The sequence below is a fragment of the Pseudomonas sp. GL-RE-29 genome (genome assembly GCF_019947275.1).
Classification (GTDB): domain Bacteria; phylum Pseudomonadota; class Gammaproteobacteria; order Pseudomonadales; family Pseudomonadaceae; genus Aquipseudomonas; species Aquipseudomonas fluorescens_A.
On record NZ_JAGYGD010000008.1, the window covers coordinates 140728 to 164479 of the forward strand.

Annotated in this window: 22 protein-coding genes and 1 pseudogene; 10 read left to right on the forward strand and 13 right to left on the reverse strand. The window is 57.9% G+C overall.

Annotated elements, in window-relative coordinates:
* Nucleotides 1-5 precede the first annotated feature (5 nt).
* Complete coding sequence (locus KGB21_RS09570) at nucleotides 6-386, forward strand: RidA family protein (protein ID WP_003229509.1); 381 nt, start codon at nucleotides 6-8, stop codon at nucleotides 384-386.
* A gap of 66 nt (nucleotides 387-452) precedes the next feature.
* Nucleotides 453-1193, forward strand: coding sequence for a hypothetical protein (locus KGB21_RS09575; protein ID WP_034147730.1), 741 nt, complete (start codon nucleotides 453-455; stop codon nucleotides 1191-1193).
* Nucleotides 1194-1279: 86 nt separating this feature from the next.
* On the opposite strand, the gene KGB21_RS09580 is transcribed toward KGB21_RS09575, so the two are convergent.
* Entirely contained in the window at nucleotides 1280-2134 is an 855-nt protein-coding gene (locus KGB21_RS09580; RefSeq protein WP_223504900.1) for an SDR family oxidoreductase, read from the reverse strand.
* A 189-nt stretch (nucleotides 2135-2323) separates the two neighbouring features.
* On the opposite strand from KGB21_RS09580, the gene exbB reads away from it, so the two are divergent.
* The 6 genes from exbB (at nucleotide 2324) to KGB21_RS09610 (ending at nucleotide 9251) form a co-directional block, all read left to right on the forward strand.
* On the forward strand, nucleotides 2324-3295 hold the full coding sequence (gene exbB, locus KGB21_RS09585; protein ID WP_223504902.1) for a tonB-system energizer ExbB: 972 nt from the start codon (nucleotides 2324-2326) through the stop codon (nucleotides 3293-3295).
* Nucleotides 3296-3301: 6 nt separating this feature from the next.
* On the forward strand, nucleotides 3302-3730 hold the full coding sequence (exbD, locus tag KGB21_RS09590) for a TonB system transport protein ExbD (RefSeq protein ID WP_034147733.1): 429 nt from the start codon (nucleotides 3302-3304) through the stop codon (nucleotides 3728-3730).
* Nucleotides 3727-4476 (forward strand): energy transducer TonB, encoded by a 750-nt coding sequence (locus tag KGB21_RS09595; protein ID WP_034147734.1) that lies wholly within the window; start codon nucleotides 3727-3729, stop codon nucleotides 4474-4476. The genes exbD and KGB21_RS09595 overlap by 4 nt, the downstream gene beginning before the upstream one ends.
* Nucleotides 4477-4757: 281 nt before the next feature.
* Nucleotides 4758-5687 (forward strand): hydrogen peroxide-inducible genes activator, encoded by a 930-nt coding sequence (locus KGB21_RS09600; protein ID WP_034147735.1) that lies wholly within the window; start codon nucleotides 4758-4760, stop codon nucleotides 5685-5687.
* Between the two features lie 9 nt (nucleotides 5688-5696).
* On the forward strand, nucleotides 5697-7772 hold the full coding sequence (recG, locus tag KGB21_RS09605; protein ID WP_034147736.1) for an ATP-dependent DNA helicase RecG: 2076 nt from the start codon (nucleotides 5697-5699) through the stop codon (nucleotides 7770-7772).
* A gap of 78 nt (nucleotides 7773-7850) precedes the next feature.
* Nucleotides 7851-9251 (forward strand): aminoacyl-tRNA deacylase and HDOD domain-containing protein, encoded by a 1401-nt coding sequence (locus tag KGB21_RS09610; RefSeq protein WP_034147737.1) that lies wholly within the window; start codon nucleotides 7851-7853, stop codon nucleotides 9249-9251.
* A gap of 71 nt (nucleotides 9252-9322) precedes the next feature.
* Here the strand turns inward: KGB21_RS09610 and KGB21_RS09615 are convergent, their stop codons facing one another.
* Together KGB21_RS09615 and KGB21_RS09620 are read right to left on the reverse strand one after the other, a co-directional pair.
* Entirely contained in the window at nucleotides 9323-10555 is a 1233-nt protein-coding gene (locus KGB21_RS09615) for a hypothetical protein (RefSeq protein ID WP_223504904.1), read from the reverse strand.
* Between the two features lie 492 nt (nucleotides 10556-11047).
* Nucleotides 11048-11167 (reverse strand): annotated as a pseudogene (locus KGB21_RS09620) (helicase); the annotation flags it as partial.
* Between the two features lie 73 nt (nucleotides 11168-11240).
* Here KGB21_RS09620 and KGB21_RS09625 point away from each other — a divergent pair.
* Nucleotides 11241-11498: a hypothetical protein gene (locus KGB21_RS09625; RefSeq protein ID WP_034147739.1), complete on the forward strand. Its 258-nt coding sequence runs from the start codon at nucleotides 11241-11243 to the stop codon at nucleotides 11496-11498.
* Nucleotides 11495-12253: a Fic/DOC family protein gene (locus tag KGB21_RS09630; protein WP_034147740.1), complete on the forward strand. Its 759-nt coding sequence runs from the start codon at nucleotides 11495-11497 to the stop codon at nucleotides 12251-12253. The genes KGB21_RS09625 and KGB21_RS09630 overlap by 4 nt, the downstream gene beginning before the upstream one ends.
* A gap of 45 nt (nucleotides 12254-12298) precedes the next feature.
* Here KGB21_RS09630 and KGB21_RS09635 read toward each other — a convergent pair whose 3' ends face one another.
* The 10 genes from KGB21_RS09635 to KGB21_RS09680 all read right to left on the reverse strand — a co-directional run bounded on the left by KGB21_RS09635 (nucleotide 12299) and on the right by KGB21_RS09680 (nucleotide 23747).
* Complete coding sequence (locus KGB21_RS09635; protein ID WP_223504906.1) at nucleotides 12299-12682, reverse strand: helicase; 384 nt, start codon at nucleotides 12680-12682, stop codon at nucleotides 12299-12301.
* A gap of 111 nt (nucleotides 12683-12793) precedes the next feature.
* Nucleotides 12794-13825, reverse strand: coding sequence for a serine/threonine-protein kinase (locus KGB21_RS09640; RefSeq protein WP_223504908.1), 1032 nt, complete (start codon nucleotides 13823-13825; stop codon nucleotides 12794-12796).
* Nucleotides 13825-14550: a PP2C family protein-serine/threonine phosphatase gene (locus tag KGB21_RS09645; protein WP_223504910.1), complete on the reverse strand. Its 726-nt coding sequence runs from the start codon at nucleotides 14548-14550 to the stop codon at nucleotides 13825-13827. The genes KGB21_RS09640 and KGB21_RS09645 overlap by 1 nt, the downstream gene beginning before the upstream one ends.
* The gene (tssM, locus tag KGB21_RS09650) at nucleotides 14550-18059 is read right to left on the reverse strand and encodes a type VI secretion system membrane subunit TssM (protein ID WP_223504912.1); all 3510 of its coding nucleotides are present in this window, start codon (nucleotides 18057-18059) and stop codon (nucleotides 14550-14552) included. The genes KGB21_RS09645 and tssM overlap by 1 nt, the downstream gene beginning before the upstream one ends.
* The gene (gene icmH, locus KGB21_RS09655; protein ID WP_223504914.1) at nucleotides 18056-18949 is read right to left on the reverse strand and encodes a type IVB secretion system protein IcmH/DotU; all 894 of its coding nucleotides are present in this window, start codon (nucleotides 18947-18949) and stop codon (nucleotides 18056-18058) included. The genes tssM and icmH overlap by 4 nt, the downstream gene beginning before the upstream one ends.
* Before the next feature lie 5 nt (nucleotides 18950-18954).
* Nucleotides 18955-20286 (reverse strand): type VI secretion system baseplate subunit TssK, encoded by a 1332-nt coding sequence (gene tssK, locus KGB21_RS09660; protein WP_223504916.1) that lies wholly within the window; start codon nucleotides 20284-20286, stop codon nucleotides 18955-18957.
* A gap of 1 nt (nucleotide 20287) precedes the next feature.
* Nucleotides 20288-20788, reverse strand: coding sequence for a type VI secretion system lipoprotein TssJ (gene tssJ / locus KGB21_RS09665; RefSeq protein WP_223504918.1), 501 nt, complete (start codon nucleotides 20786-20788; stop codon nucleotides 20288-20290).
* A gap of 5 nt (nucleotides 20789-20793) precedes the next feature.
* On the reverse strand, nucleotides 20794-21990 hold the full coding sequence (tagH, locus tag KGB21_RS09670) for a type VI secretion system-associated FHA domain protein TagH (protein WP_223504920.1): 1197 nt from the start codon (nucleotides 21988-21990) through the stop codon (nucleotides 20794-20796).
* A gap of 17 nt (nucleotides 21991-22007) precedes the next feature.
* Nucleotides 22008-22148 carry a type VI secretion protein gene (locus KGB21_RS09675; RefSeq protein WP_223504922.1) on the reverse strand — a complete coding sequence of 47 codons (141 nt, stop codon included), beginning with the start codon at nucleotides 22146-22148 and terminating at the stop codon, nucleotides 22008-22010.
* 81 nt (nucleotides 22149-22229) lie between these two features.
* Nucleotides 22230-23747, reverse strand: a complete 1518-nt coding sequence (locus tag KGB21_RS09680; protein WP_223504924.1) for a sigma-54 interaction domain-containing protein — start codon at nucleotides 23745-23747, stop codon at nucleotides 22230-22232.
* Nucleotides 23748-23752 lie beyond the last annotated feature (5 nt).

The following is a 23752-nucleotide window of genomic DNA, read 5'->3' on the forward strand; positions in this document are numbered from 1 at the left end:
CATTCATGACCAAGACTGTTATCACCAGCGACAAGGCCCCGGCCGCCATCGGTACTTACTCCCAGGCGATCAAGGCTGGCAACACCGTTTACATGTCGGGTCAAATCCCCCTGGACCCAAAAACCATGGAACTGGTTGAAGGCTTCGAAGCCCAGACCGTCCAGGTGTTCGAGAACCTCAAGGCCGTGGCTGAAGCTGCCGGCGGTTCGTTCAAGGACATCGTCAAGCTGAACATCTTCCTCACCGACCTGAGCCACTTCGCCAAGGTCAACGAGATCATGGGCAAGTACTTCGACCAGCCTTACCCAGCGCGCGCCGCCATCGGCGTTGCCGCCCTGCCAAAGGGTTCGCAGGTTGAAATGGATGCCATCCTGGTCATCGAGTAATGCGTCCGGCGCAGCTCAGGCTGCGCCGACTGCTCTGCTGTAAAGAAAGCTTGAAAGGATTCCACCATGCGCAAAGCGCTTGCTCTCTCGCTGCTCGCCCTGCTTTTGGGCGGATGTGCCAGCGACCCTGCCAGCCGTGATATCAGCGGCACCTGGATCAACCAGGCGGCGATTGATGCTGCATCCAAAGGCGCTCCCCTGCGTGAAGCGCTCCAGGCCTATGGTCCGAACCTGGAATGGGACGTCAACACCAAGGCCGGTCAGGCCCGCTACACCAATGGTTTTGAAAATGTCGACGGCAAGCTGCTGGGTGAACAGTCCGGCGCCTGGAAAGTCGACTTTTATGGCAGTTCCGGCAGCGAACTGAAGCGCGACGGCAAGCAACTGAGCCAGGCCGCGCTCGATAACGAACCCGCCCAGGTCTTCGACCGTGCATCGGTTCAGGTGCCGGACGGCGCGCCACTCGGCGCCAGCTTCGAACGTGCGCTGTATTCGGCCTACATGGGCGGCAACTGGAAAGTCATCAGCGGCCCCGGCGAAGGCAATACCGTGCAGTTTCAGGCTGACGGCCAGGTGACCGGTTTGCCGGGCAGCGACCGCTACGCCCTGTGTTTGGCGGGTGATTGCGCATCGATGAGCGGCGGCAACGACAACATGTGGCTGCAACTCAACGGGCAAGGAAACGCCTGGATCTTTATGCGCAAAGGCAAGGAACTGGAGATTCTCCAAGCTGTAAATACGGCGCAAGCAGACGAAATGCCTCAGTTCACGCCGGGTGATCGCAAGTGGTTGCTGGAAAAACAGTAACCCGCTGAAAAGATCGCAGCCTTCGGCAGCTCCTACAGGTGTACGCATTCCCTGAAGGAGCTGCGGAACGCTGCGATCTTTTGCTTTCAGCGCCCCTCAATAATCGCGGCATAACCTTCGCGGAAACTCGGATACCTTGGCGTCCAGCCCAACGCTTTCGCCCGCGCATTGCTGCAACGCTTGCTTCCGGTACGACGCACGCTGGCGTCATCCGCCCATTCGGTCACACCCAGATACTCGCGCAACCAGCCCACCACATCCGCCAACGCTGCCGGCGCGTCATCAACGCCGATATAGACGTCATCCAGCGCCACTCCCTGGCGATCCGCCTCAAGCAGACAGGCCATCAGCCCTGCGGCGTCATCGGCATGAATCCGGTTGGCGTACAACGGTGGATCGACTACCACGCGATAACCCCGACGGACTTGGGTCAGCAACCACTCACGGCCCGGGCCGTAGATGCCGGTCAAGCGCACGATACTGGCCGGGATGCCACTATTGAGGGCAATCTGCTCGGCTTCGAGCATCACACGCCCGGAATAACCTGCCGCCACGGCGGGTGAAGTCTCGTCGACCCACTCGCCCTCCTGCTGGCCGTAAACACTGCTGCTGGAAACGAACAAAATGCGATTCGGCACCTGCCCATAGTCGTTCAGCCACTCCAGCACATGCTGCAAACCTTCCACGTAAGCCGCGCGGTAACCGGCTTCATCGTGATCGGTGGCGGCAGCGCAATACACCAGGTAATCCACCGCACCGATTGGCCAGGTCTGCGGACAGTCTTTGTTGAACAAGTCGCCAGCAACGCCAATCACACCCTCGGGCAAGCGTGAAACGTCGCGCCGCAGGCCATGAACTTCCCAACCCAAAGCCAGCAGTTGCGTCGCCAGACGACTACCGACATCACCGCAACCGGCGATCAAAACAGAAGGCGCGGACATCAGAAAACTCTCCTCGGAAACGAACAGACTAGCGCTGGCAATGGACGAGCGGCTAGCAATGCAGGAAAAAAAGAGACTCTATTACTTCTGTTAACAAGAATTACTTGCAATAATACGCGCCACTTTTGTTCTCGGCCCTTCGAGGCCTGGAAGAACATAACCCGTTTTTTTCTCTCAGGTCCGGCCAGCATGACACGCAATCAACTCTCCGCTTCGCCAACCAAACGACCTCGCGCCTGGAGCGCAGTGGCCGCCCTGCTGCTCAGCCTGATGCTGGCCCCAACCGCCGCATTCGCTGACGCACAAGCGCCAGCCACTCCGGCCGCCGCATCCGCCCCGGCCGATCAAGCAGCTCCGGCTGCAGCTCCTGCCGCGACCGCCCCGGCCCAGGCAGCACCGGCTCCAGAAGCCCTCGGTGAGGACGTTCCGCAAGTCCTCGAAGCCGATAACAGCCTGGGCATGGCCCACGACCTGTCGCCATGGGGCATGTACCAGAACGCCGACATCATCGTGAAAATCGTGATGATCGGCCTGGCCATCGCGTCGATCATCACCTGGACCATCTGGATCGCCAAGGGCTTTGAGCTGATGGGCGCCAAGCGTCGTCTGCGTAACGAAATCGTCCACCTGAAAAAAGCTGCCACGCTCAAAGAAGCCAGCGCTACGGCGGCCAAGCCAGGCACCCTCGCCAACCTGTTGGTTCATGACGCCCTGGAAGAAATGCATCTGTCGGCAAGCAGCCGTGAAAAAGAAGGCATCAAGGAGCGTGTCAGCTTCCGCCTTGAGCGCCTGGTGGCTGCCTGCGGTCGCAACATGAGCAGCGGCACCGGCGTCCTCGCCACCATCGGTTCCACCGCGCCGTTCGTCGGCCTGTTCGGTACCGTATGGGGCATCATGAACAGCTTCATCGGCATCGCCAAAACCCAGACCACCAACCTCGCCGTCGTCGCTCCCGGCATCGCCGAAGCCTTGCTGGCGACCGCGTTGGGTCTGGTAGCAGCGATCCCTGCAGTAGTGATCTACAACGTGTTTGCCCGCTCCATCGCCGGTTACAAGGCGCAGGTGTCCGACGCGTCGGCAGAAGTCCTGCTGCTGGTCAGCCGCGACCTCGACCACCAGCCTGAGCGCAGCTCGCAACCGCACATGGTGAAAGTGGGGTAATCGGCCATGGGCCTGCATTTGAAAGAAGGCGCAGACGACGATCTGGCCGAGAACCACGAAATCAACGTCACGCCGTTCATCGACGTGATGCTGGTGCTGTTGATCATCTTCATGGTGGCTGCTCCGCTGGCTACCGTGGACATCAAGGTCGACCTGCCCGCGTCTACCGCCAAACCGGCGCCGCGGCCAGAAAAACCGGTGTTCCTCAGCGTCAAGGCTGACCAACGCCTGTTCCTCGGCGAAGACGAAGTGAAGGCCGAAGCACTCGGCGCCACGCTCGACGCCAAGACCCAGGGCAAGAAAGACACGACGATCTTCTTCCAGGCCGACAAAGGCGTGGATTACGGTGACCTGATGAGCGTAATGGACAATCTGCGCTCCGCTGGCTACCTGAAGGTCGGTCTGGTCGGACTCGAGACGGCAGTCAAGAAATGATCAAGACGCGCCATAAGCTGACGCGTTACGGCGGTAGCCTGGCCGTGGTGCTGGGCGTTCACGCGCTGGCCATTGCGCTGGCACTGAACTGGACGGCTCGCCCGCCCATCGAATTGCCGCCTCAGGCAATGATGGTAGAGCTGGCGCCGATTCCTGCCCCGCCACCGCCCGCACCGCCGAAGGTCGTCACACCGCCGCAGCCACCGGCTCCGGTAGAAGAACTGCCGATTCCGAAGCTCGCCGAAGCGCCGAAGGCCGAGATCGCAGTACCGAAACCGGTCAAACCCAAGCCCAAGCCTCAACCGCCCAAGCCTGTGGAGAAAAAGCCCGAGCCGCCGAAGGAAAAACCGTCCGAGGCTAAACCGAGCGAAGCACCACCGACGCCGGCACCGACGGAGAAATCCGCCCAGCCAGCCCCTGGTCCGTCGGCCGCCCAAGTCGCTGCAAAGGCCAGCTGGGAAGGCACGTTGCTCGCGCATTTGGCCAAGTACAAAAAGTACCCAGCCAGCGCACAGTCGCGGGGCAAGGAAGGTTTGAACCGTCTGCGCTTTGTCGTGGATGGTGAAGGCAACGTGCTGTCGTTTGAATTGGTGAGCCCCTCCGGCACTGCCGATCTGGACCGGGCTACCCTGGACATGATCCGCCGTGCCCAACCGCTGCCCAAGCCACCGTCCGACATGTTGACCAACGGCTCGATCGAAATCGTTGCGCCGTTTGTTTACTCGCTGGAAAAACGCCGGCGCTGATAACACCGGCAATCCCTGTGGGAGCGAGCTTGCTCGCGATGACGGCCTCACATTCAACTTATTCGTTGACTGTTACTCCGCTATCGCGAGCAAGCTCCCACAGAGTTTTTTGCCAGCAGGAAGGTCGCGCTCCAAGCTAAAAAGGCACCGAACGGTGCCTTTTGCATATCTGCCAGCGGCAAACCTGCATTGCCCGGTGTCACTCGACACGCTCACTCTGATAACGTGCGTCTATCGATTGCAGGCGTTATGCTTGGCCCGCAACTTCATGGACGCTTGCTATGACCCTCACAGAATTACGCTACATCGTTACCCTCGCCCAAGAGCAGCACTTCGGCCACGCGGCCGAGCGTTGCCACGTCAGCCAGCCGACCCTGTCGGTAGGCGTGAAAAAGCTTGAAGACGAACTCGGTGTGCTGATTTTCGAGCGCAGCAAAAGCGCCGTGCGCCTGACCCCGGTCGGCGAAGGCATTGTGGCTCAGGCGCAAAAGGTCCTGGAACAGGCCCAAGGCATTCGCGAACTGGCCCAGGCCGGCAAGAACCAACTGACCGCACCGCTGAAAGTCGGCGCGATCTACACCGTTGGCCCGTATCTGTTCCCACACCTGATTCCGCAACTGCACCGGGTCGCCCCGCAGATGCCGTTGTACATCGAAGAAAACTTCACCCACGTGTTGCGCGACAAGCTGCGAAACGGTGAACTCGACGCGATCATCATTGCGCTGCCGTTCAACGAAGCCGATGTACTGACCCTGCAACTCTACGACGAGCCGTTCTACGTCCTGATGCCGGCCCAGCACCCGTGGACGCAAAAAGAATCCATCGACGCCAGCCTGCTCAACGACAAGAGCTTGCTACTGCTCGGTGAAGGCCACTGCTTCCGTGATCAAGTGCTGGAAGCCTGCCCGACCCTGACCAAAGGCAACGACGGCGCCAAGCACACCACGGTGGAATCCAGCTCGCTGGAAACCATTCGCCACATGGTGGCGTCCGGCCTGGGCATTTCGATCCTGCCGCTGTCGGCGGTTGACAGCCATCACTACGCCCCCGGCATTATCGAAGTTCGGCCACTGTCGGCACCGGTGCCGTTTCGCACTGTGGCCATCGCCTGGCGTGCGAGCTTCCCGCGTCCGAAGGCGATTGAAATCCTCGCTGACTCCATTCGCCTGTGCTCGGTGGCCAAGCCATCGGCGCCGGTGGTGGCGGGCTAAGCAAGCGTCATGACCGAGTTGTCGCAAGTGTCGGTGACGGCACTCAAGGGTGTCGGCGAAGCCATGGCCGAGAAACTGGCCAAGGTCGGCCTGGAAAATCTCCAGGACGTGCTGTTTCACCTGCCCCTGCGTTATCAGGACCGCACGCGCGTGGTGCCGATCGGCGCGCTGCGCCCGGGCCAGGACGCCGTAATCGAAGGCACCGTCAGCGGCGCCGATGTGGTCATGGGCCGACGCCGCAGCCTGGTGGTGCGCCTGCAGGACGGCACCGGCGGGCTCAGTCTGCGCTTCTACCATTTCAGCAATGCACAGAAGGAAGGCCTCAAGCGTGGCACGCGGATTCGCTGCTACGGCGAAGCGCGGCCCGGTGCCTCGGGGCTGGAAATCTACCACCCGGAATACCGCGCCATCACCGGCGACGAACCACCTCCCGTGGATGAAACCCTGACCCCGGTGTACCCGCTCACCGAAGGCCTGACGCAACAGCGCTTGCGCCAACTGTGCATGCAAACCCTGACCTTGCTCGGCCCGAGCAGCCTGCCCGATTGGCTGCCGAACGAACTGGCGCGGGACTATCAACTGGCACCACTGGCCGATGCAATTCGCTATCTCCATAACCCGCCCGCCGATGCCGACGTCGATGAACTCGCCCTCGGTCATCACTGGGCGCAACACCGCCTGGCCTTTGAAGAACTGCTGACCCATCAACTGTCCCAGCAACGTTTGCGCGAAAGCATGCGTTCCCTGCGCGCACCGGCGATGCCGAAAGCCACGAAGCTGCCAGCCAAATACCTCGCCAACCTCGGCTTCTCGCCGACTGGCGCACAGCAGCGGGTCGGCAACGAAATCGCCTACGACCTGAGTCAGCACGAACCCATGCTGCGGCTGATTCAGGGCGACGTTGGCGCGGGTAAAACCGTGGTCGCCGCCCTCGCTGCGTTGCAGGCGCTGGAGGCCGGTTACCAAGTGGCGTTGATGGCGCCCACAGAGATTCTCGCCGAACAACACTTCATCACCTTCAAGCGCTGGCTCGAACCGCTGGGCATCGAAGTCGCGTGGCTGGCCGGCAAACTCAAGGGCAAAAACCGCGTAGCTGCGCTGGAACAAATCGCCAGTGGCACGCCGATGGTGGTCGGCACCCACGCGCTATTCCAGGACGAAGTACAGTTCAAGAACCTGGCGCTGGTGATCATCGACGAACAGCACCGTTTCGGCGTGCAACAGCGGTTGGCGCTGCGGCAGAAAGGCGTCGGCGGGCGGATGTGCCCGCATCAGTTGATCATGACCGCCACGCCGATCCCCCGCACGCTGGCCATGAGCGCCTACGCCGACCTCGACACCTCGATCCTCGACGAATTGCCACCCGGCCGAACCCCGGTGAACACCGTGCTGATCACCGACACCCGGCGCGTCGAAGTCATCGAACGGGTGCGCGGCGCCTGTGCCGAAGGGCGTCAGGCCTATTGGGTGTGCACGCTGATCGAAGAGTCGGAAGAGCTGACCTGCCAGGCCGCGGAAACCACCTTTGAGGACCTCACCGCCGCCCTCGGCGAGTTGAAAGTCGGGTTGATTCACGGCCGCATGAAGCCAGTTGAGAAAGCCGCAGTGATGGCCGAATTCAAGGCTGGCAACTTGCAACTGCTGGTCGCCACCACCGTGATCGAAGTTGGCGTGGACGTGCCCAACGCCAGCCTGATGATCATCGAAAACCCCGAACGCCTTGGGCTCGCGCAACTGCACCAGTTGCGCGGTCGTGTGGGTCGGGGCAGCGCCGCCAGCCATTGCGTGCTGCTCTACCATCCGCCGCTGTCGCAGATCGGCCGTCAGCGCCTGGGTATCATGCGCGAAACAAACGACGGCTTTGTCATCGCCGAAAAAGACCTCGAACTGCGCGGCCCCGGTGAAATGCTCGGCACGCGGCAGACCGGTCTGCTTCAATTCAAAGTCGCCGACCTGATGCGCGACGCCGACCTGCTACCCGCCGTGCGCGACGCCGCTCAAGCCTTGCTCGAACGCTGGCCGGACCATGTCAGCCCGCTGCTTGATCGCTGGTTGCGCCATGGGCAGCAATACGGCCAAGTGTGAGCACCGTCGCAGTTTGTGGGCGATGGCTTTGAGCAAGCTGGTTATACTCCTGCAATTGTTTTAGAACGGATACAGAACATGACCGAAGTTGCCCTCGCACCCGCTACCCCGCACGCGCCGTCGGTCATTCGGCTGTTACTGAACAAAATGGGCATTGCCTACGAAGAGGTTCTTGACCATCACGGCTTGAATCCGGCGCGCAAGGTCCAGGCCGTTCTGCTCGATGATGCTGTCGGCGCGCTGATGGTGTTGTTCCCGCAAAGCCAATTGCTGGACCTCAATCGCCTCACCGAACTCACTGGTCGCCGCCTCACCGCCGTACCCACCGAGCGCCTGGAAAAGATGCTCGGCAAGCACAACCTGAGCCTGTTGCCCGGCCTGCCGTCACTCACCAGTTCGCCGTGCCTGTACGAAGAAAGCCTGCTGCGCGAACCGATGGTGCTGGTCAACTCGGGCGAGCCGGGCGTGCTGCTGGAAATCACCAGCGAAGCCTTCAAATCGATGCTGAACAAAGCCAGTGCCGCCAACTTCGGCGAAGCGCTGACCAGCATCCGCCCGAACCTCGACCGCCCCGACGATGACCGCGAGGAAATTACCCAAGCTGTTCAGGCGTTCACCGCGCGGCGTATCCAGCAACGCCTGGAAGCGACCATCGAAATTCCGCCACTGGCCGAAACCGCGCAGAAGATCATCAAACTGCGCGTCGACCCCAACGCCACCATCGACGACATCACCAGCGTGGTCGAAACCGACCCGGCACTGGCGGCACAAGTGGTGAGCTGGGCGGCGTCGCCGTACTACGCGTCGCCGGGCAAGATTCGTTCAGTGGAAGACGCCATCGTCCGCGTGCTGGGTTTCGACCTGGTGATCAACCTGGCACTCGGCCTGGCCCTGGGCAAAACCCTGAGCCTGCCCAAAGACCACCCGCAACACGCCACGCCGTACTGGCAGCAATCGATCTACACCGCCGCCGTCATCGAAGGCCTGACCCGCGCCATGCCGCGCGCCCAACGCCCGGAAGCCGGCCTGACCTACCTCGCCGGCCTGCTGCACAACTTCGGCTACTTGCTGCTGGCCCACGTGTTCCCGCCGCACTTCTCGCTGATCTGCCGCCACCTGGAGGTCAACCCGCACCTGTGCCACAGCTACATCGAGCAACACCTGCTGGGCATCAGCCGCGAACAGATCGGCGCCTGGCTGATGCGCTACTGGGACATGCCCGAAGAACTGTCCACCGCGCTGCGCTTCCAGCACGACCCCACCTACGACGGCGCCTACGCCGAGTACCCGAACCTGGTGTGCCTGTCCGTACGCCTGCTGCGCAGCCGTGGCATCGGTTCGGGCCCGGATGAAGACATCCCCGACGCCCTGCTCGAACGCGTTGGCCTGACCCGCGCCAAGGCTGAAGATGTGGTCAGCAAAGTGCTGGAAGCTGAAGTGCTGCTACGCGAACTGGCTTCGCAGTTCAGCCAGGCCTAAACGCAAACAGGCCCGCTCCCTCAGGATCACAATCTCTGTGGGAGCTTGCTCGCGATGAAACCAGCCCGGTTTCAGGTCAGGTAGCGCACCGCATAGCGATGATAAGAGTGGCCCAGAATGACAATCTTGTTATCCGATGTGAGTTCGCTCCCAAGGTGCCGCGTATTCGCTTCTGCCTTACTGGGGAAGAGGACCCAGCCCTTGCCTCCAAACGCAGGGTCAAGAGCGCCATCAAGCTGGTAACGCGAAACCATCAAGTAACCGTCGCTAGTCCAACCGGTCACCACGATTCTTCCATCCGGCTGCGCGACACATTTCGCGAAATTCAATCCTTCACGGAAATCGTCATACAGCGGTCTTCCCTTGTTGAAAATCAGATTGAAGCTGCCGCTAGCGTTAAGGACGGTAATCAGGCCTTCTCCCTTGTTTGAGAACCCCGTCACCAAAATCGCACCATCTGCGCGTAACACCGTGGAGGACAGAAAGGACATCCGCCCCTCTTCACCGTTGGGGATGATGACTTTCCCACCGTTACCGAACGAAGTATCGATAGCTCCATTTTGGTTATAGCGAGTTACGAAAGCGTCCCCCATAGTGCCGACAGGCGCGAAAAGTGTACCTCCGACCAACACACCATCCCTGTCGGCTGCCAACCCTCCGAGGGCAATTCCGGCGACTGGCGACTCAATAAATACATGGCCGCCATTGAAACTCGTGTTCCTTGAACCATCTGGATTAAGGCAGTACACAACACCCTTGAAGACGCCGCTGGAAGTATAAAAGGAGTGGCTCAAATAGATCTTTGCATCAAGCTGGGATACAACCATCCAACCGGAGCTGAAGAACTGCGCATCGATAGTCGAGTCCTTATCAACAAACCTGGCGTCGGCCCCGAGTTCGGAAGCTAAAAGCGTAACCATGCCCTCATCACCGAAAGATTCATCTAATCGACCGTCTTCCAGCAAACCAAAGACATACAGTTTGTCGGCCCTTACTAGTTGTATGCCACTGATAAGGTATCCGCCAGTTGAACGGGGAATCACAGCGCTTGGCGACATTGCAACTGCGCCTCTATCCGGTATCACAACTGTGCCGTCCTTTCCAAAGGACTGGTCAAACGCTCCTTTGTCGGTAAATCGTGAAACGGTATGCCCTGAACCGGCTAGCCACCCAGTAGCGACCAGTAATTTTTTATCTTGCAGAGCAGCCACTGCAGTCGTACTGGTCGGCATTTCCATCATGCCATCGCCATGAAAGGCTGGGTCGAGAGTGCCTGCGTTTTTTAACCCGGATTCTTGCTTCATGATTGTGGTCTCTGAATGATCCTAATGAGTCCTACAAGACATATCGATCCCAGTTGAGCACGCTCCCATCGGAGCTCTGCTCTACTTCTCACGTCTGGTATCGCAACAAACTCGCCTGCCCGACAAGAGCAAGCTTCTTATCATTTGTTACCTGCATATCTCGATAGCTATTTCTTAACCAATATCACCAAACGACGAGTCAAGAGTTCCTGCCGCAACTTCGTTCACCTTGTTCATTTGCGCACTCCATTGAAGTAAAAAGGGCACGTTCAGTGACACTCAACGCTATGGAGCACGCGAAATCGACTTTTGTGACCTGTCACAAATGACATTCAAATAGATTATTTCGGCCTAGAGATCGATCCAGAAATTCAAAAATTGGAATAGTTTGTTATTTCTTCAACTAACAGATGGCTCAATCAAGAGGCTGTAGAGGCAAAGTTGTTCCGGCGGCGATCCGTCCAAATATCTGCCCAAGTAGCAAAAGCGCCCTCAAGCCTTAGGCTTGGCCTTTTTCGACTTCAAATACTTGGTCACCCCCTGGAACCAGATCACCAGCGCCGGGTTGCCCTTGATCTGAATCGAGTCGTCCTGAATCCCCGTCATGCATGCATTGGCCGACGAGCCAGCAACGACAGAAAGCAAGCGCACTGCTATGATTTGAGCGCAAATAGAGGGCTTTCCGATGACCCAAACAGCGGCTAGCAGTGTTGCAAGTCAAGTCCGCAAGCTTGCCAAGGAACACAAAATCACTGCCGAGCCTGACGGCATGAGCCGTATGGCCGTGACCATTACCTGTCTGGCGGGTGATATCGTCGTGCTGGATGGCGTTGAACAGTTGCTCGTCAATCTGAAGAAAAAAGGCGCATTGAGCAAATCAGAAGCCTTGGTGCTCCAAGGGCGTTACCTTCAGGAGAGGCGCTCGAAGAAACGTAGCGCATGACTTTTGACCCGTTCGGCGATTTCGAAACGGCTGGCTACCTTCAAAACTCGCTGTGCCTGAAAGATCCCACTGAAGTTAAAGAATCAGAGCATTTTTCGTTCGAATTGAGCATCGAAGACGCTCTTGCCTATTTGGCCAAGACCAAGCCAATCGATTACAAGTCAGTCCTCAAAGTTCACGAGATCCTTTTCTCCGGCTTCTATCCTTGGGCAGGAAAAGATCGGTGCGAGCTTGTCCCGCACTTGGCTGTCTTCAAGGGCTTGCACGGCGATCCGCGAAGCACCGTCTTTGAGCATCCGAACTCCATCAAGATGTCTGTCGACTATGCGCTTGAGCTAGCAGCCAACCAGAAACGTTTCAGAGATCGCCCTGGCGAAGTAATGGGCCAACTAGCGTTCGCACACCCCTTTCTCGACGGCAACGGCCGCACGATCCTGTTGGTCTTCATGGAGCTCTGCTATCGGGCCCGGTTCGCCATCGACTGGTCAAAGACCACCAAGGACGACTACCTGCGGGCGCTCAGTGATGAAATTCGAGAACCTCGCGGGAGGCATCTCGATCACTACCTGCAACCGTTCGTAGTCGATATCGCCAGTCGAGACGAGTGGCCAGCGACCATCAGCAGCATCCGCGGCCTGGATGGCCTGGACAAGGAAGGCATCACCTACGAGAACCTGGATAATCCGGAAGTCCAGCAGATATACAAGACTTACAGGGCACGATCACTCGACACATCAGACCCGCAGGAGTCGTAAGGCTAAAGGCCGGAGACGAATCCTTGTGGTCAGCCGGAAAAAACCTCAAACCTTTGGCTTGGCCTTCTTCGGCTTCAAATACTTGGTCAACCCCTGGAACCAGATCACCAGCGCCGGGTTGCCCTTGATCTGAATCGACTTGTCCTGAATCCCCGTCATGAACGCCAATTGCTTGTTCTTCGCCTGCATCGTGGCAAAGCCATACGCGGCGTCTTTAAAGGCAATGGCAAACGCAGGCTCGGCGTACACACCCGCCTTGCTGGTTATACGCTGATCCTTCACGCGGAAATGTCGCGCCACTTTTCCGTCCAGCGTTTGCAGTTGAAACACCAACTCCTTGTCGCCCAACTGCTGCTGAAACGCAGGATTGGTCCGACTGGCCTTACCCATCAACAAACCCAGCATCCACAACAGAAAACGAAATTTCATGCGCAAGCCTCAAAGGAAGAATGAACGGCCGGCGCAGTGTAGCGACTTCGAACAGGAACGCCACTATCGAGTTGCGTTAGAAGAAGATGACGCACTTTTTGACACTGATGACTACCAAGTCATTGACGAAGCATGACTTTCAGAGCGTCGATAAAACCATTGGCTCCACCAAGAGGAAGAGCCTCCCAAGATGTCACGCAAGTGCGACGCCGTAAGATGTCTGGTTGCAGGATCGAAAGCCAATGCCGTTCGCAAGGCTTGCCAGCAGTGTTTAGGCATGTTCGTGGGCATTTGCAGGTCAAGACTCAGGTGTTCATTACTGGACAGAGTCGAAAACAAACCGCGCATAGGATTCGTTCCACTGGCCAGCTCATAGATCACACAGGCAGCCGCGAAGACGTCGGCTCTTGTTGTCAGCGGCGTACCGTTCAGCAATTCCGGCGCAGCGTAGCCCGGAGTCCACGCCTTGAAGCGACTCCGGCTCAGTTGCGCAAGTCCCGGCAGGACGCCCTTCTCGGCCTGGCCCAGACCAAAATCGAACAGCCGCAGGCCATCTTCGCCAATCATCACGTTGCTCGGTTTCAGATCGCCGTGGAGTACGCCGCGGCTGTGGGAATAGGCCAGCGCATCAAGCAACGCATGCGCGATATCACGCAGGTCCGGCCACGGTAATCCCAAAGGGTGTTCGCAGAGCAATTTATCCAGCGTCCGACCATGCATTAATTCCATGGTGAAGAAGGCTCGCTGACACTGAGTGTCCACTTCAAAATTGTGCAAGCGCAGCACGTTGGGGTGATGCAGTCGCCGGGTCAGGGCAAACTCGCTATAGAGCAATGCGCTGGCGTCCGGAGAATCGGCAAAGTCTTCACTGAGGAGTTTCAGCGCGACATACGGTTCGGGATCTCCGAACTGCTCGTATAGCAGATCCCGAGCGCGGTAAACCACACCCATACCGCCAGCGCCTAGCAAACGCTCGATGCAGTAACGCCCGCCCAATACCTGCGGCAAATCGCCAATGCGAATGCATGTCGCTGGTACTTCACGCGATGGTTCGGCAGGGTTGGCGAAAGCGAAATAGGTCAGGTCAACTACCTCATCTTCGCTGATTGGTAACGGGTCAAGCATTAACGCAGGCTCAATCATTAGCGGATCACTACGGCGGTCAGATTGTCCCGGGCGGGACCGTTCAACGCACCATCGAACAAACGCGCCAGCGCCATACTCGGTACAGACAGGCTCAATGCGCTCCCTAATGCATTGCTATTCAAGCCTTGATACAAGCCATCACTACACAGCAGGAACGCATCTCCCGGATGAACCTCAAGCTCCAGTACTTCGAGGGCTAGCTGTTCGCTGGCTCCCACAGCCCGGGTCAATGCCTGCGCCTGAGGGTGCGCGCGAGCCTGACTGACGCTCATCTGTTGTTCGTTTATTAATTGCTGCATCAACGAATGGTCTTTGGTCAACTGATACAAGCGCTGCCCGCGCCACAAATAACAACGACTGTCGCCGGCCCAGACACAGGCCGCGCGACTGCCATCCACCAATAACACCACCACCGTGCTGCCGATGATTGCGTCACAGTGTTCCGCAATGACGGTTAGTTCCTGGCTCAAACGCCGGTTGAGCCAGTGCAGGCACTGACGCACACTTTTAAGTCGCTCGTCGAAGTCCTCCGGTAGCGGCAAATCCTCGAGGCTGGCAACGATAAGCTGGCTGGCCATGTCGCCACTCTGGTGACCACCCAAGCCGTCAGCGACCGCCCACAACCCCTTCTGTGGACAATCGAGAAAAGCATCTTCATTACGCACCCGAACCTTGCCCGGATCTGTATGCGCAGCGCTACACCAGGAACCGTCAATCGGCATCAGAGCTGGACCGGCATGCGGAAGGTACGTAGCGCGCCCACGTCAAATGGGTTCGGCGTGCGCTGGCTTGTCAGCAAGTAGTTGGCTCGCAACCCACCCAAATCCGCTTTGAGCACCAATACATCACGACCGGACAGGTATTCGGTTTGCATCAGATCGAGCAGGCGGAACAATGACCAAGGTCCACTGTTCTTCTCGATACCGATCGGGCGGCCGACCATTTTGTCGAGCACCAGACTGGTCCGCCCGCCCTCAGCGTCAACTGGCCACTTGAAGGAGGCCGCCACGATCGGACCATGACGGTACTCCATGCTCCTGTCGCCAAAGCGGAATTCGGAACGGCTGACCATCGGATCCAGAGTGTACGGTTCCAGCTTGAACTGCACCTGCGGCTCGTCGGGGTTCTCGGCGAAAAAGCTTTGCCGAATGACATGCGCCGTCGCCATCTGATCGAGGTACACCCTGGATACGGGCAGGCTCAACCCGTCGATAGTGCGCAATCGGTAGTTGCCTGGAGCTCCGCTGACAAATGGACGCATGTAATTGTCGAAGAAGCGATCCACGACCCCATGGGTTTTGAAGAACTCGCGGAAGTCGTTGATCGCCACATCGCTGGCGCTGTGTGCACTGAACGGATACCGCTTGCTGATTGCTTTGCCGTAGAAGCTGTAAAGCTCATTCTGATAACGCTGATTGAGGAACTGGTAAGCATCGCTGAGCACCAGACGCCAGGAATCTTCGGCCAGCACGTTAAACCAGGTACCAACCGGGCGCGGCAAGCGACCGGACGCCGTGCGCAGATGGCTCAGGGCATCACGCTGGCTACCCATGCGGGCCTTGGCCATGTCGAATGCCGCCTGATCCGGTGCGCTGGCACGGGCGAGGCTCGCCAATTGCAGCTGTAGATCGTTGACTGCCTGCAGCGCCGGTGTCAGGTCAGCAGCCGGGCCGCTGTTGTCGTCCAGCAGACGATGCAGCGGTTCGAAGCGACGTTGCAGGGCATTTCTTGCCGTATCCGGTAAATGCTTGGCCAGTGCGGCCGGTGCCTTTTGCACTGCGAACGCGGCGAGCTTGCCGCCCTTCTCTGCGAGCTGTTGGGCGACTACCCCCGCATCATCCGCACCCTCCGCGATCGTCGGGAAACGGGTGTGTTCGCGCACTTGCGCCAGCAGTTGCAACACGGGCGAATGGGCAGACGTCAGACCCGCCAGTTGTTCGGCGCCTTCACCGGCATCATTGATCGGTTGCAGCGCAACCTGACCAATTGCATCGCCCCAGAGGTTGGCGTAGTCACGGAAATACAATTGCTCCAGCTCGACCTTCAAGCGATGCAAGTCCATGCCGCTGATGTCCGAGCCCTCACCCAATACCCAGTTGTCACGCAGAATTTCGCTGACCAGTGCGATGCCCTGGACCGAAAAATACTGCTGATAACCCTGCTTGGTATAGAACCCTGGTATGACGTAGTCGGTGCCGACAAACAGTGAACCTTGAGGTCCCAAGTGTTGGCTCAAACGGTACACCGGGAGAATGCGGGCCTGATCGCGCAGCATCCGGTAAACCACGCTGGCCAACGTTTCATTCCGCAAAATCTGACGCGCCTGCGCCACCAGAGAATCATTGAGTGGATAACTGAAAGGCTGCACCAGCAATCGCTCGAAGTGTGCGTTCAAGCTGTTTTGCGCAGTCGTGTTGCCGGTATAACGCAAAGACCAGTCAGCAGCGACCCATTCCTTCAACCACGCCGAATCACGACGATCCTGGATGCTCAGCATCAGATACGCACGCAGACTGTTGAGCAAGCGCTCACGGTCCTTCATGTTGGTGCGAATCTGCCCTTCCAACAGTGTCGCGACCCGTGGCAACAGGTGCGTATCAAGCTCACGCTGGTAAGCGCTTCTGATCACGGGATTGGCAGCGTCACCCTGATTCAGTCCACCGCGCTCGTGGTAGGAGATATCACCCTTTTCAGGGAATATCTGAGTTGCTGCGTAGCTGTTGTCGATCGTCTGAAGCGCCGTTAGCAAATCACCCTGGGCCGTCAACGCCGAACGCTGCTGCGTCCAGACTTGTGTTAAAGCGCGCAACCTTTCAAGCCGTTCGTGATTGGCCGAATAACCGCTGGCCCACACCAATGCGGATAAACTTAATCCTGCCATCGCCCCAATGTATAGCGCGCGCTGACCCCAATGAACGCGGCTGCGCTCACGCTTGTCCAGACTGGCAAGATCGGCCTCGGGAAAGATGATCCGACTGAAAATATGGTTTATGAATCGTGAGTGAATGGTGCCCCGGCCAGGTGACATACCGCTCTTCACACCGCTGCTGGCGTTGGTGTTGGTATCTAGTGGCTTGTTCAAGTGAGCCGCGCTGGTGAAATAGAATCCGCGTAATTGGCTCACCCGCTGGTACCGATGGCCGATGAAGGCCGCTTCGATGAAGTGACACAGTCCTTCGCCAATCAACTCAAGTTGGTGTGGGAAGTCGAGGATACGACCACGACACAACGGGTCCCGCTCCTGATGCATGCGCATGATGATCTGACTGTTGAGGCGATGGAGCAGTGTTTCGAATTCAGCACGAACCACAGCCGTATCAACCCTGCGCGACACGTCACCAAAGCTGGCGCCCAACACCTGATCACGCTCGTCGCGAGTCAATTGGTCGAAGAACTCGTCAAAGCCTGGCTGTTCATCCGTCTTGGTTAATACGAAATAAACCGGCAGGTCGACATGCAACTTTTGCTGTACCTCGTGCAGGCGTGCACGCACCAGGTGCGCCAGGGTGCTCAACGCATCTTGATTGTGAGTGAGCAGCGTTTGGACAGGCAGGGTCACCAGCACGCCATTGAGCGGGCGATTGCAACGTCGCTTGTGAAGCAGATCCAGCAACGTTTTCCAGCCACTGGCGTCGACGTCGATTTCCGGTTGGGTCAGATATCGTCCGGCCGTATCGATCAGCACGCCGTGTTCGGCGAAGTACCAATCGCAATACTGAGTAGCCCCTGAATTGCACATCAGTTTTTGGTCGATCTTGTTGAGCGGAAACTCAAGGCCTGACGAGTCCAGCAAGCCAGTTTTGCCGCTACGCTCGGGGCCAATGACCAAGTACCACGGCAAATCATTGCGCCAATGCTGGCTACGATCGGGATAAAGGCTCGAAACCTTGAGGGTTTTGAGCGCGTCTTTGAAACGGAATCGAAGCTCTCTCCTCTCTTCGTCGATCTTCTTTACTCGGAGCAGGCGGGCCTGTCCGTCTTCGGTGCTTTCCAGCACTTGTTTGCGTACGCCAGCGCGCCAGCTCACGAAAACCATGACCAGGCCCCAAACCAGGAACAGCACACTGATGCTTAGCAGACGTGAGGTCGGGCTTTCCCAGAACTTGTAGTCATCTACTGCCAGGAGCGGGCCGGCGCACCATACAAGCAGCGCCACGAACAACACCAACAGGAGCGTCCAGAGCCATGTCTTACGCAGCAATGCGCCAGTTTGTTTGAAGTATTTTTTCATGAAGCGTCCCTGTACAACCGCTGCAACTGCAGCTCAACCGCTGCCTGACCAAACTGTTGGAAGGGCTGCAAGACCGTAGCGCGCTGCTCACTCAATACCCAGGAAAAACCCGAGAACATCACGGCCATACACACCGCCGTTATCAGCACTACCGCCCACCATGGAACGATACGCACCCAGTCTTTTCGATGGGTGCGAATGCCTTCCAAGTGAGGTGACAGTTCACGCGGTACATCCGGGCGCAGATGGCGAATTTGCCGATAAAGGGCATCGCGAAGATTTTCGAGTTCCATCAGGCCACGCGGCTGAATGCGATATTTGCCCTCGAAACCCAGCGATAAACACAGGTACATCAGCTCCAGCACAGGCAGGTGCTTGACCGGGTTCTTTGACAGACGCTCAAGTAGAAGGAAGAACTTTTCGCCCCCAGACGTTTCATTGTGAAATTTGCTCAAAAGGCTCATCTGAGACCATTCGCTTTCTTTACCCCACGCGGTGGTCACCACCGCCTCGTCCACTACCGTGCACAGCACGTAACGTGCTGTGGACATCTGGCTGGTCTCGATACTTTTTTGCTGAGCGCTTACTGCAAAATTTTCCACTGCGAGGCTCAATCGCCCGTTAAGACTTGGCAAGTCTTCACTGGCGGCGTTTCGCTTGAGCCGCACCACTTCTGACAGCAGACGGGACGCCGCTGCAACCAGAGGATTGAGACTGATACTGAAGGCTTCCACCGGGCCTCGCCGGGCCGAGTAAATCATGCGCTCTTCAAGCTGTTCGAAACGCGGCGGAGCGGTGGAGTCTGTCAATGGTCCCTGCGCCGGGCCATGGCCCTGACGGTCGAGCAGGACGGTTTTGTCGTCCTGAGAAAAATCCATGTCCTTGATCACGTCGGTCAGTTCCTGATGGCCCAAAAATTAAGTTCGAGCTCGGTAAACTCACCGGAAACGTGGAAAGCAAAACCACCGGAGCGCTGGAGCTGTGCCAGGTCCTCGGAACTGAGTTCGAGGATGAAATAGGTCTTGTTCGCGTGGAAAGCGATTTGCCGCGGTGCTACCGCCAATGGCTTGATCTTGATGCCCGGCAGATGGAGGTTGACCAGTTGGCGAATACTTTCTACTGGCCCGACCTTGAGGTGTGCCGGCAATCGATGGCGCAGTTCTTCGCCATCGCAACTGGCACTGGCAGCCAGCACGAACGAGGCTGAACCCAACAGATTATGATCCTGCAACGGCGAGACGATGATTCCGTACTGACGCGCTTGCATCGTCAGTTCGACGGCGTGCTGTTCGAGCACCATCGAAAGCACTTGGCGAATCGCTTCCATCAGTTTGCGAAAACTTGCGCCCTGATTGCTGTGTTCATAACGGCTATCCAGACGCGGACGCTTGCTGTCACTGGAGAACGTTGCCAGTTCGCCGAGCAGGGTCAGTAACGTGCAGTAAAGCGCTTGCGGGTGAACCTGCTCCAGAGTGAGGTAGTGACGTAGCAGCAGCTCGGTACGGTTGATTAGCTGCAGCATCATGAAGTCACCAACTTCCGCGCCCCCCACTTTGCCATTGGAGCGAATCCGCTCTGCGATGGTGTCGCCTCGGTGGCCGAGCATGCTGATCACTTCTTTAAGACACGAAAGCAGATAGTTGGATGAATGCGCTTGCAGGTAAGTCGGAACGAAATCCGGGTCGAGGGTGATAACGCCATCGGGCGTGGTGTCGAGAACTTCGCAAACTTTCAGCTTCACATAGACCTGATCACTTTGCTGCTCGCCCAGCAGTAAGCGAAAGTCCGGACGGGCGCAGCTGATTTGGCTGGCAGAGCTGTCACCTGCGCTGGAGTCGGCGACCTCCATTTCATAAGCGATGTAACGTGCCAATACGTCACCCTGCTCCGGACGACGGGATTCAATATGGTTGCCGGTCACAAGCGGCAAAGCCAGATAGACCGGTGTTTTACCGGTATTCGCAGGTACATCCAGCGCCAACGGCTTGGTACTGCCACCGAGCTCAAAGAGGCTGCCGTCCGGCAGAATCCCCGACGCCTGGCTGATCACCAGTTTGCCCATATTGAGGAACTGCATATCGACTTCCAGGCTCAAGAAACCCCAGGTGTAGCTGCCCAGTAATTGCGTGCGAGTCTTCAGTTGATGGTCGTGGTATCGATCGTTGTGCTGGAAGTGTTGGGGACGCAGCAACATACCTTCCTGCCAAATGACTTTATGGCTGTTCATGTCACTCATCCACCTTGGCTAACGTTTCACGGCTGTTGCGAATGCCGGCCTGGTCGAGCGTCAGGTCCATGTTGGTGATACCCGCCGGCGTGAGTGGCACGGTGTAGCGCCATCGGGTTTCCGGCAGATCGCGGTAAGCGGCGAGAATGCCAACATAGCGACTGCCTTCCTTCACGCTGAGTTTGAGACTCACGGTTTCACCGGGACGCAGCTCCAGCTCCTCGCTTGTCACCAGGTCCGGGGCCAGGGATTCCCTGGCGCGCTCGTAAAGGCTGAAAAAATCAGCATTTTCGAACGCAACTGGATGCCTGAGCTCAAACAGGCGAACGACGATCGGTGACGGGCGACCGTTCAGATCCGGGTTCAGTTGATCACTGGCCGCCAGCTGCAGATTGAGTTTGGTCAGGCTGGAATAGGGCGACATCGAAAAGCAACCGGCCAACGAAACCATCGCTACCAAGACAGCCAACGCCTTGAGAAAAACAGTCGAGCAGGGAGACATGTGCTTCATCCTGGGTAGTCGGCATGGAGGATCGAAATCAGGCGAATCTGTTCTTCGTAAGCCTGGACGAAGTCACGTGCCAGCAAACGCTCGCTCCAGTCGTCATTCTGAAGCAGCGCATGGTGATAACGGCTATAGGCCCTCCAACGGCTGCCGGAAGTGGCGAGCAGCGACTTGTTATCTCGCTCGAAGCGCAGGGTCAGCTGTTGCGGCGAAAAGTGTTCCAGAGCCCCTCGTACCGCTGCGCGGCTGGCCGTAAGCAAGGCGACTTGATGCGCCTGCAAGTCACGGAACGCTCGGGGGATCACTTGGTCAGCGGACAACTGACCCGACTTGTTGGCCAGCAACAGTAATTCCAGCGCCTCACCTGCATCGACGGCAAACTTGAATGGATTCGTCTGGAAGCCTTGCACGGTTGTCTGAGCTAATCGCAGTTCGTTTTTCAGCTCGTTACGGGTACGCAGACTCTGCTGCAAACCGCTGATGCTCTGCTTGAGCATACGAGCGGCACTCAGCGCCAATGTTTCGCGGGAGGCACGATCAAGGTCTTTGAGATCCACTCCCAGAGCGGCACCAAAGTGTTCCCAGAACTCTTCATTCTGGCCTTCGGTAGCTTCTGGCCTCGTTGTTGGCGCGGACTCCGTCGGGACATCGATCAGGACCGGCACCCTCAGGTTTTCCATGTCGATACGTGCGAAGTCAGCACGTTGCACGGGCTGCTGATAAGGTGTGTCGAGGGCAGACAATTCGTCGACCTCGCAGTGCACCATTTCCTGTTGATCAAACGCGCTCAATGGATCGAGTTCGAGAAATACATCGTCGGGAATGATATTGAATGCCGTTCGTGACCCAGAGGATTTGACGTCGGTCGACGATGAGCCATAACTCAGTCGTGCACGGATCTCGAAATCACCCAGTACGTAAAAACTGCCCGTCTCGATACGCACCGCTTCGCCCTTGATCAGGCGACCGCCGCTTACGCCATCCTGGATACCGTTGCTGCTGGTATCAGTCAGAAGAAATGCGCCGTCGAGGAAGCTGACTGTCGCGTGGCGGCTGGAGAGATGGCGCTTGCGGTCAGGAATGATCCAGTCGCAATCCTCGCCACGGCCGATCACGCCACCGGTCTGCGTGAAGGTCTTGTGGCACAAATCTGTCGGCACGAACTGCTTGCTGCTCAGCATTTCGAAAACCAGTTCCATGTTGCTGCTCCTTGCGGTCACTTGCCGCGATAGACCGCCTGCGGATCACCCAATGGGCGATAGGTGTTGTCGTTGAATTTGTAGTTACCGCCGCATCCACCAACGCCCCATAGAGTGATGAGGGCCAGCAAGGCGGCTTGCCAGTGACGAACGTTCATCCGGAGTCTCCTGAGGACAAAGTGAATGAGGTGAGTCGAGCGTTAAGGCAGGTACCTCGACCGAATTTTTGCAGTCCGAAGTTACTCACCGAGATCACCAGAGCTGATATTCAGGCGCCCGAGGCGATACAGCAGCGTGCGGCGAGGTAGCCCGAGTTCACGGGCCGCAAGTGTCTGGTTGCCGTTGTTTTTACGCAGACAATCGATCACCAGACTGCGCTCGACCCGCTCAAGGCGTTCGCGCAGATGCAGGCTGCTGTCTTCAGCGATCGCGCTCACGGGAATAGAAAAGTGCCCGGCCAACAATTCGCCGCCCTCGCACAACAAAACCGCTCGCTCGACCAACCCCTTGAGTTCACGCACATTGCCGGGAAAGGCATAGCTGGCCAGTTGGCTCAGCGCGGCATCGGACCAGCGCACTGCATCCCGTTGCAGGAATGAACAGGCCTTGTCAGAGAAATGCCGAGCGAGATCGAGAATGTCACCTTCGCGCTGACGCAGGGCCGGTAGCTCGATCGGAAACTGCGCGAGACGGTAGTACAAATCCTCACGGAATCTGCCCTCTCTGACGAGTAGCGCCAAATCACGATGCGTAGCCGCGATAATGCGTACGTCGATCTTGTGGGTATCGTTGGAACCCAGCGGCCGTATCTCCCCCTCCTGTAATACCCGCAGTAACTTGGCTTGAAGCGACAACGGCATATCGCCGATTTCATCAAGAAACAGGGTGCCGCCATTGGCAGCATCGAATAACCCGACACGGTCGCGGTCGGCACCGGTAAAGGCACCTTTTCGGTAGCCGAACAGTTCACTTTCCAGAAGGCTTTCGGCGAACGCCGCGCAGTTCTGCACGATAAACGCCTGAGATCGACGTGGACCGCCGTCGTGAATCGCCTGCGCGACCAGTTCCTTGCCCGTACCAGTCTCACCGAGTAACAACACTGTGTAGGAGGTGTGCAGAACCTTACTGATCAGCGAGTATGTTTGGCGCATGGCTGCGCTTTTGCCGATCAGACCATAAGCGCTGGCATTCGGTACGCTGACCGGGACAGGTTGCGCATCGCCGGTCGGCCGACACAGTCGTTGCAGCAAACGCAATTGGCCAAGCACGAACGAACCCAACTGTCCGAGGGAATCGGCAAAACCCTGCAAGTCGCTATGACGTCGGCTCGCGCAGATCATCAACCCCTCGACCCTTTTTCGCTGATTAAGCAGCGGCACACACAGCAGCGATTGCCAGGGCGTGATCTGTGGCGGCAAAAAACCAGTCTCGTGCAAGCTGCCACTTAATCCGCTGAGACACACCACCCGGTTCTCGCAAAACGCGAATTGCAGCAGTTGTTCTGCGTTGTAGTTCACCGGCAAATGTGCAGCGTCTCGAGGCTGGAGGATGCCGTTCAGGTACTCGGCATTCAGACCGAGGCAGGTGTGGGCCGCGTCCATCAGATACAACTGAGTCAGCTCGCAGCCACTAAGTTGCGCCACACCACGCACGAACTCCCCGAGCAGTGCAGCACCATCCGACGCCTGTGATAATCCAGCGAACTGCGCCAGTAAGGCTTCGGCGTAATCCAGTGGTTGCGGCACTTGAGTCAACATCACAC